This is a genomic window from Methylobacillus sp. (assembly GCF_036844465.1).
Lineage (GTDB): Bacteria > Pseudomonadota > Gammaproteobacteria > Burkholderiales > Methylophilaceae > Methylobacillus.
In genome coordinates this window covers 39,809-52,994 of sequence record NZ_DAIUFW010000007.1, presented here as the reverse complement: position 1 = coordinate 52,994, position 13,186 = coordinate 39,809, and the positions used below count along the sequence as shown (strand labels likewise).

The 13,186-nt window shown below is 55.6% G+C and carries 11 protein-coding genes; 7 read left to right on the top strand and 4 right to left on the bottom strand.

Annotated features, from left to right (window positions below):
- Positions 1–4 precede the first annotated feature (4 nt).
- From V7Z75_RS10265 to V7Z75_RS10250, 4 genes are read left to right on the top strand one after another with little or no spacing between them, the layout of a single operon-like run.
- Positions 5–526, top strand: a complete 522-nt coding sequence (locus V7Z75_RS10265) for a DUF2271 domain-containing protein (protein WP_334108534.1) — start codon at positions 5–7, stop codon at positions 524–526.
- Between the two features lie 26 nt (positions 527–552).
- Positions 553–1,350: a DUF4198 domain-containing protein gene (locus tag V7Z75_RS10260; RefSeq protein WP_334108533.1), complete on the top strand. Its 798-nt coding sequence runs from the start codon at positions 553–555 to the stop codon at positions 1,348–1,350.
- Position 1,351: 1 nt separating this feature from the next.
- Entirely contained in the window at positions 1,352–2,350 is a 999-nt protein-coding gene (locus V7Z75_RS10255) for an FAD:protein FMN transferase (RefSeq protein ID WP_334108532.1), read from the top strand.
- On the top strand, positions 2,347–3,963 hold the full coding sequence (locus V7Z75_RS10250; protein WP_334108531.1) for a sulfite reductase subunit alpha: 1,617 nt from the start codon (positions 2,347–2,349) through the stop codon (positions 3,961–3,963). Before V7Z75_RS10255 ends, V7Z75_RS10250 begins: the two co-directional genes overlap by 4 nt.
- A 75-nt stretch (positions 3,964–4,038) precedes the next feature.
- Here V7Z75_RS10250 and V7Z75_RS10245 read toward each other — a convergent pair whose 3' ends face one another.
- The 4 genes from V7Z75_RS10245 to V7Z75_RS10230 form a co-directional block, all read right to left on the bottom strand.
- The gene (locus V7Z75_RS10245) at positions 4,039–5,367 is read right to left on the bottom strand and encodes a GGDEF domain-containing protein (protein ID WP_334108530.1); all 1,329 of its coding nucleotides are present in this window, start codon (positions 5,365–5,367) and stop codon (positions 4,039–4,041) included.
- Between the two features lie 177 nt (positions 5,368–5,544).
- Positions 5,545–7,827, bottom strand: coding sequence for a CHASE2 domain-containing protein (locus V7Z75_RS10240; RefSeq protein WP_334108529.1), 2,283 nt, complete (start codon positions 7,825–7,827; stop codon positions 5,545–5,547).
- Positions 7,828–7,844: 17 nt separating this feature from the next.
- Positions 7,845–9,407, bottom strand: coding sequence for a FecR family protein (locus V7Z75_RS10235; RefSeq protein ID WP_334108528.1), 1,563 nt, complete (start codon positions 9,405–9,407; stop codon positions 7,845–7,847).
- Positions 9,408–9,505: 98 nt separating this feature from the next.
- A complete protein-coding gene (locus V7Z75_RS10230; RefSeq protein ID WP_334108527.1) occupies positions 9,506–10,210 on the bottom strand; it encodes a response regulator transcription factor in 705 nt (234 codons plus the stop codon).
- A gap of 291 nt (positions 10,211–10,501) precedes the next feature.
- Here V7Z75_RS10230 and V7Z75_RS10225 point away from each other — a divergent pair, with 291 nt between their 5' ends.
- The 3 genes from V7Z75_RS10225 to V7Z75_RS10215 are packed head-to-tail and all read left to right on the top strand — an operon-like array spanning position 10,502 to position 13,184.
- Positions 10,502–11,620 carry an aminomethyltransferase family protein gene (locus V7Z75_RS10225; RefSeq protein ID WP_334108526.1) on the top strand — a complete coding sequence of 373 codons (1,119 nt, stop codon included), beginning with the start codon at positions 10,502–10,504 and terminating at the stop codon, positions 11,618–11,620.
- A 17-nt stretch (positions 11,621–11,637) separates the two neighbouring features.
- Complete coding sequence (locus V7Z75_RS10220; RefSeq protein ID WP_334108525.1) at positions 11,638–12,234, top strand: dimethylamine monooxygenase subunit DmmA family protein; 597 nt, start codon at positions 11,638–11,640, stop codon at positions 12,232–12,234.
- Positions 12,231–13,184 carry a PDR/VanB family oxidoreductase gene (locus V7Z75_RS10215; protein ID WP_334108524.1) on the top strand — a complete coding sequence of 318 codons (954 nt, stop codon included), beginning with the start codon at positions 12,231–12,233 and terminating at the stop codon, positions 13,182–13,184. Before V7Z75_RS10220 ends, V7Z75_RS10215 begins: the two co-directional genes overlap by 4 nt.
- The last annotated feature ends 2 nt before the right edge of the window (positions 13,185–13,186 follow it).

Below are 13,186 nucleotides of genomic sequence, written 5' to 3'. Positions count from 1 at the left end.
TTTGATGCGATATGCAGTAATTCCAGCCCTGATTGCGGCCATGTTTGTCAGCAACAGTCATGCTGCCGGGATGGATGTGAAGGTGACGGTTCCGCGAATCAATGCTGCGGAATATCATCGGCCTTATGTCGCCATCTGGGTAGAAACGCCGAACCAGGATATCGCGACGACCTTGTCGGTCTGGTACGCCCAAAGCAGCAAGGAGAAGAGCGAGAAGGGTACCAAGTGGCTCAAGGACTTGCGCCAATGGTGGCGCAAGGGCGGGCGCGACCTGGATATGCCGATGGACGGCGTTTCCGGCGCGACCAAGCCAGTCGGTGAGCACACGCTTTCATTTGTGGATGGCCAGGCTCCGCTGGGCAAATTACCTGCTGGCGAATATCGCCTGGTGGTGGAAGCTGCGCGTGAGAAAGGCGACCGCGAGTTGGTGCGCATTCCTTTCCAATGGCCGGTGCAGAAAGCCGAGAGCCTCAAGGCCAGCGGTCAATCTGAACTGGGCGCTATCAGCCTTGAACTGAAACCTTAGACATAAATAACGGAGTCCTGACCAATATGAAACCTGTAAAGTATTTGCTCGCTATTGCCGCTATCCTGAGTGCAGGGGCCGCCCATGCGCATGGTTACTGGCTGTTGCCATCCAGTACTGTATTGTCCGCGCCACAGTTCGTGACCTTTGATGCGGCAGTATCCAACGACCCGTTCCATTTCAACCACCGGCCATTGCAGATCGACAGCTTGCAGATCATTGCCCCTGATGAAAGCCTGGTGCAACCAACCAATGTCACCAAAGGCGAACTGAGGACCACGTTCGACGCCTATTTTGAGAAGAATGGCACATATCGCCTTTCCATCTATCGCGAGGGCGTGCGGGCTTCCTGGAAGGAAGGCGATCAGTCCAAGCGCTTCATGGGCTCTGTCGAGGAGTTCAATCAACGGGTGCCTGCCAATGCCCAGGAGCTCAAGGTGTCGGAAATCGCCAACCGTCTGGAGAACTATGTCACCGTAGGTTCCCCGAGTAAACTCAAACCAATCGGGCGCGGGTTAGAAGTCGTCGCCAGCACGCACCCCAACGACCTGGTAGCAGGTGAGCCGTTGACATTGCAATTCCTGGTAGATGGCAAGCCGACCGCTGGAGTGGAGGTGGAAGTGATCAAGGGACAGACCCGCTATCGTGACCAGAAGGGCGAGCAGAAGCTCAAGACCGATGCCGATGGCAAGGTGACGATCAAGCTGCCAGAAGCTGGGATGTACTGGCTGGATGCGGATTATGCCGACAACAAGGTACAGACCAAGGTCGCCAAGGAGCGCGCCCTGGCCTATGTGCTAACCCTGGAAGTGTTGCCGCAGTAAGATGCGGCAGGTGTTGATTCCGCAACAGCTTGCGGATCTGCCGCGCGCATTGCCGTGCGGCAGCATTGTTGCGCTTAGCGGGCAAACCATGGGTACGACCTGGTCTGTCCGCTATATCCAGACACAAGACCTGGCTGAAGCAAAAGTAGCGGCAGCCATAGAAGCAGCGCTGGATCAGGTAGTGCAGCAAATGAGCACCTGGTTGCAGGATTCGCTGATTAACCGGTTCAACCTTGCCCAGCCGGGAACGGTAATCCAGTTGCCTGCGGAATTTAGCGTTGTGCTTGCCAAGGCGCTCACCGTGGCAGCGCAGACGGATGGCTGTTTTGATCCTACCATCGGCGCCCTTGTTGATCTGTGGGGATTTGGTTCACATGACGCGCAGGATTTACCCCCTTCGCAAACCTGTATTCAACAAGCCTTGCAGGAAAGCGGCTGGAAAAAGCTGCAGTTTGACTCTGCGCGACGTGAACTGAAACAGACGGGCAAGCTTTCACTCGATTTCTCCGGGATTGCCAAGGGGTTTGGCGTGGACCAGGTAGCCAAGGTATTGCGAGTTCTAGGCTTGCAGCATTACCTGGTTGAGGTGGGCGGCGAGTTCTACGGCGATGGCATCAAGCCGGATGGACAGCCTTGGTGGGTGGCGCTGGAGCGGACAACTGAAGCGGCCAATCTGAATGAGTATATCGTAGCCATGCATGGGCTGGGCGTGGCGACTTCCGGTGACTATCGGCGTTATTTCGAACATCACGGGCAGCGCTATGCCCATACTATCGACCCGCAAACCGGCTGGCCTGTCGCGCAAGCGCCGGTTTCTGTCAGTGTGCTGGCTGCAAGCTGCATGGAAGCCGATGCCTTGGCGACAGCATTGACGGTGATGGGCCTGGAGCGCGGATTGGCATTTGCCCAGACTCATGACATTGCTGCCTTGTTGACAGCCAATACTTCATCAGGATTAGTGCAGCAGGCTTCTCCCAAGCTGCAGGACATGTTGCAGTGACGCATCTTCCCGGCCTTGTCTTGAGCTGGTTCTGCGGCTTGCTGCTGACGGGTGAAGCGCAGGCTGCCATCCACAATCCTGCTTTCGATCGTTATCTTTCCGCTGTGGCTGTCTTGGCAGCCTATTTCGTGTTCTGTCTCTGGATTTTCAGGCGCCACCGGCGTCGTGTTACAGCGATGGCTTCCATGCAGAGAAGCACCAATGGCAAAAACGAGACGGTGCTGGATGGGGCCAGTTTGTTGGTCGCATATGCCAGTCAGAGCGGTTTTGCACGCGACCTAGCGTTCAGGACTGTGGATTCCTTGCAGGAAGCGGGCATGCGTGCATACTGCCTGGCACTGGATGATATCAATGCTGCCATGTTGGGAAAAGTTAGCCGAGCGCTGTTCGTGGTCAGTACCACGGGCGAGGGCGATGCGCCTGATAATGCGCGAGCGTTCGTGCAACGCACCATGCCGGAGGTAGCTTCACTCAGGCAGTTGCAATACGGCATATTGGCACTGGGCGACAGCAGTTATGCCAACTTCTGCGGCTTTGGCCACCAGCTTGATGCTTGGTTGCAGCATGTGCATGCATTGCCCCTGTTCGACTTGGTCCAGGTGGATGCTGGTGATGCAGGCGCCTTGCGGCATTGGCAATATCAATTGGGTTTGCTGGCAGGCAGCACGGCCATGGCGGATTGGCAGACGCCGCAGTATCAAGTGTGGCGTTTGCTGATGCGCAAGCAGTTGAACGCAGGCAGCACGGGCGCACCGGTTTATCATCTTGCATTACGTAGCGATGATGCGGGTATTGCATGGCAGGCGGGCGATATTGCCGAGATCGGGCCACGCCATCTCCGGCATGAAGTAGAGCAGTGGATGACGCAGTTAGGGATGGGTATTGATACCTTGGTGGATGGCCGTACCTTGCTGGAATGCCTGCAGGGACGCATGTTGCCGGAAGGGGAGCACGAAGTGCAGGCATTGCAGGGCTTGCCGCCAGATGAACTGTTGGCGCGCTTGCAACCCTTGCCGCACCGGGAATACTCGATTGCTTCCCTGCCCGGTGATGGGCACTTGGAGCTGCTGGTGCGTCAGGCAAGCCATGGTGATGGCAGGCTGGGATTGGGCTCGGGTTGGCTGACGCGCTATGCGGAAATTGGTGGAGATATTGCATTGCGTATCCGTGAGAACGCGGCATTTCATCCGCCCGCGGCGCATGATCCTATGATCCTGATCGGCAATGGCACTGGCATTGCCGGTTTGCGGGCGCATCTCAAGGCGCGGGCAATCTCTGCGCAGGCGCCTAACTGGTTGCTGTTCGGTGAGCGTCATGCCGCGCATGATTTCCATTTCGAGAGTGAGATCAGGGCATGGCAATCCAGCGGCTTGATCGAAAGGCTGGATGTAGTATTTTCGCGTGACCAGGCAGACAAGCAATATGTGCAGCATGTGCTGGCGCGGCATGCAGAATTGCTGCGGGACTGGGTGGCGCGGCGAGCAGCTATTTATGTCTGCGGTAGCGCCAATGGCATGGCGCAAGAGGTGCACACCGTGTTACTGGACACCTTGGGAGAAGATACCTTGACCCAGCTCGCGCTTGATGGCAGATACAGGCGGGATATTTATTAGCGTCCTACCTGAAGTGGAATAAAAAAGCATGACCGGGTTAATGGGATTAGGCGGACCACCCAGGCATGCATAAAACTAATGACTCGCTACCATCTCTGAAGATTGCAATCTAGGAGCGGCTGGTCCTGGCTCCAGGTCCTCATAACGAACGACGCGGTTTCTGCCCAGGCTTTTGGCTGTATATAGCGCCATGTCTGCCTGAGACAGCAATTCGGTGATTGGCCGGGTTGCATGATGACCAAGCCAGGTAGCATGGCCAATACTCACGGAAATCTTGCCCTGGTTAGGTGCTGGGAGCTTGAGCTTCTGGATAGCCTGGTGCAATTTCTGCGCTATTTCATGGCAGCCTTCGGCGGTGCTGTAAGGCAATAGCACCACAAATTCATCTCCACCGAAGCGGGCGGCACAATCCCCGGCGCGTTGCAGATTGGCCTGAATGATCTGGGCGATTTTCTGCAGGCATTTGTCGCCCTTGAGATGGCCATGCCAATCGTTATAGGCCTTGAAATGGTCGATATCCAGCATGAGGATGGATATCGGGCTGCCTGTACGTTGTATGCGGTGCCATTCTGTTTCCAGCATTTCATCAAAATAGCCGCGATTGTAGATACCGGTGAGACTATCCTTGTGTGCCTTTTCCCTTAGCTCCGAATGTGAGCGGGCAAGGTCGCGCGCGAACTGGCTGAGTTGCAGGATCAACACGGCGAGCAAGATACAGGAGGAAAACAGGCTGAACAGTTGCGCCATATGCCAAGTGACACTGAAAGGCGTGTTATCGACCAACAATTGGGATATATGGGAAAGCTGCGACAGGACAGCGATGGAAAGAAGCAAGGTGAGCCATTTTTGATTGCCTCTTGCAAGGAACACCATGCCGAATGTAGCTGCCGCGATCGCCCAGCTTCCCCAGCCCAGCGGGGCGCTGGCGACAGAAGTATTGCCCAGGATGGCGACAAACAGGGTACCGGCATTGATGGCCAACATATACAGGATGATGCCGATCAAAGGCGTCAGCATGAATGGTAGAGTGTTTTTGCCAAGGCCGAAACGGTTGAGTTTCGGCAATGTTTCCTCGTTACTCCTGTGGTACAGCATGGCAATGATGATGAAGCCGCAAAAGCTGAATTGCGAATAGATTTCCCAGGTGGAGAGATGGTTGATAGATGAGTCGTGTGACGAGAATGCGGCGGTGATGGCTGCCAGTGCAAAGACTCCATACGTGCCAGCCAACGGGATTAGGAAGAATTGTTTTTGTATATGGAAGCGTCGCAGCAAAAAAATGACGCTAGCGCCCGTACCCAGAATAATCATGGTTGCCATGAGAGGGGCGAGCAATGATATTTGCGGCCAGGGTTGTGCAACGCGCAGCATGGTTATCATGCTGACCGTGATCAACAATAGCATCAGTAACTGAGTAATCCATCGCGGCAAGAGAAGAGCTGGTTGGTTTAGGATGGCACTCATTGCATCCCTTCATTCATCCGTTTTTGACTTGCAACTATCTTGCAGGAGGGCTCGTGCCTTTCATAGGGCTATGACAATTGTTGACATTCACGCCAAGCGGGCCTGTAAAGCGGCAGGTCAGGAATACCGGGGAAGAAGAATATTGAAGAGGCTGCCTTGGCCGGGCGTGCTAGTGACGCGCACTTTTCCTTGATGGCGGATGACGACTGCCTGGACGAAAGCCAGCCCGAGACCTATGCCTTCAATATGCGGATGGCTTTGCTGGTGAACGCGGCTGAATGATTGGAATAATTGCGACTGGGCTTCTGGTGCAATGCCGATGCCGGAATCCTGTACCGAGATATTCCAATGATCGTCTTCGGCATGGATGCTGCAAAGAATGGTGGAATGATCCGGGCTGAACTTGATGGCATTGCTGAGCAGATTGGCAATGGCGCGCTTGAACAAGGGTCTGTCGACGCGTGCATAGGCTTCGGGCAGTGTTGTGTCCAAGGTGATGCTGATATCACGCGAATAGGCGAGCACCCACGCATCATCAACTACCTCGTGCAACAAACCTGTCAGCTCGGCGTCCTGCAATTGGTAGTGGCCGGATTTTGCGCGGGAGAGTTGCACAAAGTCCGCAGTCAGCGCCAGAGCGTTGTCGGCATGTTTTTCTATCAGATCCAGCCAGCGCTCCTCGATGCGGTTCTCGCTGGTTTCTGGGCCCAGTTTGTGCAGTTCCACCAGGGAGATAATCGAGGACAAGGGCGCGCGGATATCATGCGCGATAAAGCGGAATGCTTCATCACGGTCGCGCTCCGCCTGCCAGAGCCGTGAAACGTCGATAATGCTCAATATCCAGCCGATATGCTGCTCGTGGCTATCCTGGCAAGGGGTGAATTTGACGAGCAAATCGCGTTGGCCGGCATCACGTGCTTCGGCCTCTACTTCCCTGCCGGCTTGCATGGTGCCATTGTCGACGACGGGTAGGCTGGTCTGGTTGTCCTGAATATCCTGTAACAAAGGAATCATCGGTTGCTGCAACAATAAGTCGGCAGAGTTGACATCGAAATATTGCGCGGCAGCCTGGTTGGCGATACGGATGATGCCGCCGGGGTCGCAGACTAGGGTCGGGTCGGGCAGTCCGTTGACACTGTCGCTGATGAAGCGGTGCATGCCCTGCAATTGCTGGCTCGCTTCGTGCAAGGCATGGATGCGTTTGTCCAGGAAGTCGGTGAAGGCGACTGGCTGTTGCGAGGTGGACATCATGGGGAATATTCGCTTGAAGGATTCAAACTCGGTGGTGAGAAAGCGGGTGGCAGTATCGAGCCGGTGCCAGCTCCAGAGCGGATAAATCAACATCAGCCCCAGGCAACCGGCGGATGGGGCAAGCAGAATACCAAAAAATACCGACATACCGCAGGTGATAAGCAGCAGCCCGACCAATAATGAAACACTAAGCAGCAAGGCGGCGAGCGGACTCAACAGCATGAAACCGAGCAGGGCCAGGCTGACAAATGCCAGGTTGAGCAGCATGTCTTGCCAGGGGGACGCTGCCACCAGGGAGCGGTGGCTCAAATGACTTTCAACGATATTGGCCAGTATTTCCACCCCCGGCATCAGTTGTCCGCCCCCCGAGACTGGCGTGGCATACTGATCGCCAATGCCGGAAGCGGTGGCGCCGACCAGCACCAGTTTGTCGCGGAATATATCGTCAGGGATATTGCCCTCGATAACATCGCGATAGGCAATGCGGGGGAAATATCCTGCCTTGCCTGCATAAGCGATCAACTGGGTCGCGGATGGGGCAGAGATCGTTTGTGGAAGGTGTCCTGCTGTCTCCAGCAGGCTCAGGCTGAAGTGCGGGTAACGTATGCTGCCGATTTGCTGTTCCATGAGCACGGAACGTACCACGCCGTCGTTATCGATATTGAGATGCACATGCCCGAGGCCTGCTGCTTGGCGAGAGAGAAGTGTGATAGGCGCCTGCACGTATTTTGCCTGGCCGGATTCGCTGAATATCACAGGCAATGTGACCACGCTGCTATGCATGATGGCAGCAGCCAGCCGCTGGTCGTCTTCCGTATGTTGCAGGTCAGGCTCGCTGAGCAGGATATCCAGGCCAATGGCGGTGGGATGCTGCTCGCTGACGCGATTTATCAGCTCCGCATGCAGGTTGCGACGCCAGGGCCAGCGGCCAAAGGTATTGATGCTGTCATCGTCAATTGCAACAATGATGATCTTGCCGGACAGGGGGTGCTGCTGGACGGCGATGGTGAAATCCTGGATCAGGTCATCGGCAACCGTGAGGGTTTGCTTGTATGACAGTAACGCTACCAGCGCAAGGATAAGGCCGGAGATCAACAGCCAGATAAGCTTGCTGCGTGGTGACGCTGCGGAAGAGGGAGAGAATGCCATGCAGACCGTAGCCGGGTTCAGGGCTTGGGTTTATCAAACCAGGTGCGGTCAAATCCTCCATTGTCCTGCTGCTCGATCTCGATGATGCGCGCATCGGAGAACGGACCGGACTCATTGCCCAGCAGTGTGGCAAGGCGGACATAATAACGACCAGTGGGCAAGGCTTGTAGGTCGATTTCGGGCTTGTCCAGCTGTTGTTCCGTGACCAAGGCATCAAATTGTGTGCTGTGGCTGACTTGCGCGACATAGCGGGTATCCTGCCGCGGACTGATCCAATAGGCCTGCCCTGGTGTGGCTGCTGTGCTGGCGCTCTCTGTTTCGCTGACCGTGATATTGACTGGCTGGCTGTAAGGCCCATGGTTCAGGTTGCCTGATGTATCGTTGGCCAGGCTGGCGACGCGCCAGTAGTATTTGCCTGCTGCCAGTGAATCAAGCTGGTAGCGGCACTGGTGCAGGTTGTCTACATTCACGATCACTTGCTGGAATTCGGAGTCGCTGGCGATTTGCAGATGATATGCCTGCGCGCCTGCCACTGGCGTGCAGCTTAATGTGCTGTTGCTGCCAATGGTTTGCTCCGGTTGAGGAAACAGTAGCCAGGGACTGGATGGATGACTGTGGATAGTGAAACGGTGCTGGGCTTCGTAGCCTGAAATACCCTGCAGGTCCAGCGCGCGGACGGCAAGCAGGTATTCACCATCCTGCAGGCTGGGCAGGGTAGCGCTGGCCGAGTTGGAAGACGCATTCCACAGAATCTTCTGCATGTCTTCATCCTGGGCAATCCGGTATTGGTATTCGCGGCTGTTATCCAGGCCGGGCCAATCGAATTGCAATAATTCCGGCTCAGCGAAGGCGACGGGCAATTGGCTGAGGTCTGGCGCGGCAAGCAGGGTTTGTACTTTTCCCAGGCCATCGTCAGTAACGGCAATGCCCTGTCCGGCTTCGAGCTGGGCTTCTGGTTTGCGTTTGCCGGTTATTGGTTGTTGCACTTGCACCTTGCCTTGCGTCACGCTGGTGGCGGATGCGCCGTCCGCATTAACGGTAAAGCGCGTGCCACGCACTGCGGCCACCGCTTGTGGTGTGATGACCTTGAAGTGATTGGGCGTACGTTTTGCTGCTGGCGTCACGGAAATATCCGTATTGCCTTGCTCAAGGTAAATAATGCGCTGGCTTTGCTTGGTTACGCTGTTTTCCCGGACGCGGTCCAGGCGGATACTGGTATTGGAGAGGATGCGCGTGACGGTACCGTCAGCAAACTCCAGGGAAAGGTAGCTATTGTTGCCAGTACGCACTCTGCTGCCCTCTGGCAGGGAGTCGCCTTGCACGATAGGCTTGAGAGTATTGCCTGCCTCATCTACCAGTGCGACTTCTCCATACGCGAAGCTGGCATTGGCGCTGCTGCTGATATTGGGGATCAGCACGATGGTGCCTGGCTGTAGCCGGTGCGGGTTGGCAAGATGATTGATGGCCTGTAACTCAGGCCAGACATGCGGAGTGCCTAGATAATGTTCGGCCAGATTGTAGAGATTATCTCCTGGCGTCACCGTGTGTTGAATGGTATCTGCCTGTGCTGGGCTGTGCATGGCCAATGCCATGCATGCGAAGAGAGCTGATTGCCGCAGAGGTTGCCAGAGTGAATTGCCGTGACCGTGCATTGTGTGCATGTGATCCCTGATGATATTTATTCCATGAGTGGCACGAGTATATCGCTTTCCAGCCGGTAACCCATGCCATAGACCGCCGTCAGTTTATAACCATTGTCGGGGTGCAACTTCAGTTTTGAACGTATCGCCGAAATATGGGTATCCAGAGTACGGGTTTGCAGGTCTACGGATTGCATGCCCCAGATTTGTTCCTGGATATGCTGGCGCGACAGCAGCCTGCCCTGATTCTGGAACAAAAACACTGCCAGCTCAAACTCCTTGTTCTTGAGGGCGATAGGGGTGCCTTGATACTCGAACCGTTGCTGGGCGATATTGCACCGGTAGTTGCCCCAGACGAATTCCTGCTGCGACTGACGTGGGTACAGGCGGCGCAGCAGCGCATTGATGCGGGCATGCAGTTCGCGCACCCGCACTGGCTTGCTCATGAAGTCGTCCGCGCCTGAGGTCAGGCCATGCACCACATCGCGCTCGTCGCTGCGGTTGGTGATCATGAGGATGGGAATGGCTTCCTTGATGTTGGCGCGTACCCACTGCACGATGTCCGGGCCGGAGGTATCTGGCAGCTCCCAATCCAGAATCAGGAAATCGAAAGTTTCGTGTTGCAGGGTATGCAACAGGGATTTGCCGTGATTGAAGGGGTGACAGTCGTGACCCAATGACTCAACAGTTTTCTGTATGAGCTCCAGTTCTGAATTGTTGTCATCCAGGGCAGCAAAACGCATTTCTTTTCTTCCTTCTCTTTGCATTACTTAGGTGCGCATGACAGAAACATACCAAGCTGTTGCAACAATATCATGCGTCATCGTAGTCAATCTTATACCGACCCCCTTCAGTTGAAATGTCAACCAATGTCAACTGTACTTATGCAGGCTGCATCGCTCCTGAAATGGCCTGGTAGTTTCAGGTCTGGGTGGACGCAAATACCACCTTTGGAGTACCCCTTCCAGAGAATTTTCCCAAGCCGACGTTCTGACTATCGTTAATCCTGAAATTACCACTTCAAGGATATACGCATGTCAAGGAATTCGATTCTGAACGAACGCCATCGCGCGTTGGGCTCCAGGCTGGACGGAGACACGTGGAATGATATGCCTGTCCCCTGGAGCTATGACACCAATCCCGATGATGAGGTAGTGGCTGTGCGCTCACGAGCAGGGTTGTATGACATATCTGCGTTGAATATCGTCAATGTCAGCGGACCGGATGCGGAAAAAGCCGTCGATCAGCTGGTGGCGCGAGATATTACCAAGCTCAAGCCCGGTCACTCGTTATTGGCGGCAGAGTTGAATGAAGCGGGCGCCATTTGTGATGACATCATGGTAATTCGCGACTCTGCGACCGCATTCCGTCTCTCTCATGGCACCGGCGCCACCAAGGAAAACCTGGCGAAGATCGCGCAAGGGCTCAACGTCAAGGTGGAGCCTGATCTTGACGTGCATATTCTTTCTCTGCAAGGCCCCAAGTCTGTTGAGATTCTGGGGCCTCTGTTGGACTTCGATCTCAAGAGTCTGGCCTATTTCCAGCACAAGCCAGCCAAGCTGTTCGGCAAGGATATCTATATTGCCCGCGGCGGATATGCCGGCGAGCTGGGCTATGAGGTTTATTGTCGTGAGCAGGATGCCGTGCAGGTCTGGGACGGCATTATGAAAGCCGGGGAGCCGTTTGGCGTAATCGCCGCCTCGTGGAATTCGCTGGACCTGACACGGATAGAAGCCGGATTGCTGTTCTTCCCGTCCGAGATGGTGGAAGGCGACACCACACCATGGGAGGTGAATATGGGGTGGGGCGTCGATATCGACAAGCCGGGTGACTACATTGGCAAGGCCGCCGTGCTGGCATCCAGGGGCAAGGAGCGCTTCAGGCAGATTGGATTGATTTGCCGCGCAGCCACTGCCGTGGAAGCAGGTGCTGGCATCTATATGGACAGCAAGCAAGTGGGCGTGGTCACGAGCGCGGCTTATAGCCGTTACCTCATGCAGTCCCTCGCGTTGGCCCACATTGCTCCAGAGTTTGCCAAAACCGGCACAGCCGTCGAGATCAGGGGTAAGACCGCAAGCTGCCAGGCTTATGTGGCGCCGATTCCTTTTTATGACCCATTGCGTTTGCGTACGCACCCAAAAGAAAAGGTTTGAGAGAAAAGGTCTGAATCATGGAACACGGATATTGGATACCGAGTAAACCGGTCTATACCAGTCTGTTATGGCAATACCAGGCACAGGCGCATGTGATATTGGCCTGCGGCGAAGCGGGGCGAGCGGTGTTGCGGCTGTATCAACAACGCTTGCCCGATCAGTCTGTCACCGTACTTTATCTGCCGATGGAGAATGCCGATTACAGTAATTCCATCAAGGCGCTGGCAGGCGATAGTTTGCAGTTGTTCGAGAGCGAGGCCCAACTGATGCATGCCTTCGATGCGTTACTGGCAAAAGCCTGCATGGGCACGCGGCTATACGCAGCCGGGGAGGAGCATTTTCTCTGGCAGCTCACATCCGTGGCAGCCAGGCACGGCGTGCTCAGCAGCGACATCATGCGCGAGCAGGCGGCTTCACTGGCACGGCCAGTCTATTGCGTGCATTGCAAGACCATCACACCCCATGTCACGACCAATATCGCTGTGTGCAGCGGCTGTCACCGACATCTGTTTGTACGTGACCACTTCTCGCGCAGGTTAGGCGCCTACATGGGTCTGATGGTTGATGCGGAAGAGCCGGGCAATGTGCCCGTTGCGGAGGAGATTTATCCATGAGCGCTCTTAAAGTCATTGTTTCAGAGATTAACGAAGCTGCGGAAGGCGTGCGCCATTTCACCCTGGTGAATGCCGACGGCGGCGAAATGCCGAGTTTTTCTGGTGGCAGCCATGTGGTGGTGTCCATGCCCGCGAGCGGGCGGACTTACCGCAATGCCTACTCCCTGTTGAGCAATCCATCGGATCGCAGAAATTACCAGATTGCCGTGCGCTTGCAGGAGAATTCCCGCGGTGGCTCCAAGTTCATGCATGAGCAGGTGGGCATCGGCATGACGCTGGATATTTCCTGGCCGGTGAACCTGTTTGACCTGTCGCGGCTGGGACACAAGCATATCTTGATTGCAGGCGGCATCGGCATTACGCCGTTCATGTCTCAGGCACATGAGCTTTTGCGCCAGGGCAAGGATTTCGAGCTGCATTATGCCTATCGATCCCCCAGGCATGCCGCGTTTCTTGAATTCCTGCGCGAGCAGTTGGGCGACCGGTTGCATTGCTACGATCAGAGCCAGGGAAAAACCCTTAATTTTGAAACGCTGTTCTCACACCAGCCGCTGGGCACGCATGCTTACGTCTGCGGTCCGGCAGGCATGGTGGAGGCCATGATAGGTACGGCGCGCCGCCTCGGCTGGCCGGAAGGGCATATCCATAACGAGGAATTCCTGGCGCCGCCAGTGGGCGAACCGTTCACGATCCGTTTGAGAAAATCACAAATGGATGTTGAGGTGGGCGCAGAAGTCAGCATGCTGGAGGCGATGGAGGCTGCTGGCGTAGATGCGCCTTATCTGTGCCGTGGCGGCGCTTGCGGACGTTGTGAGCTGGAGGTGCTGTATACCGATGGCGTGCTCGACCACCATGACCATTACCTATCTGATGAGGAGCGGCGCTCGGGCAAGAAAATTATGCCTTGTGTTTCCCGCGCCAGATGCTCGTTTATTGAACTCAACCTGTGAGA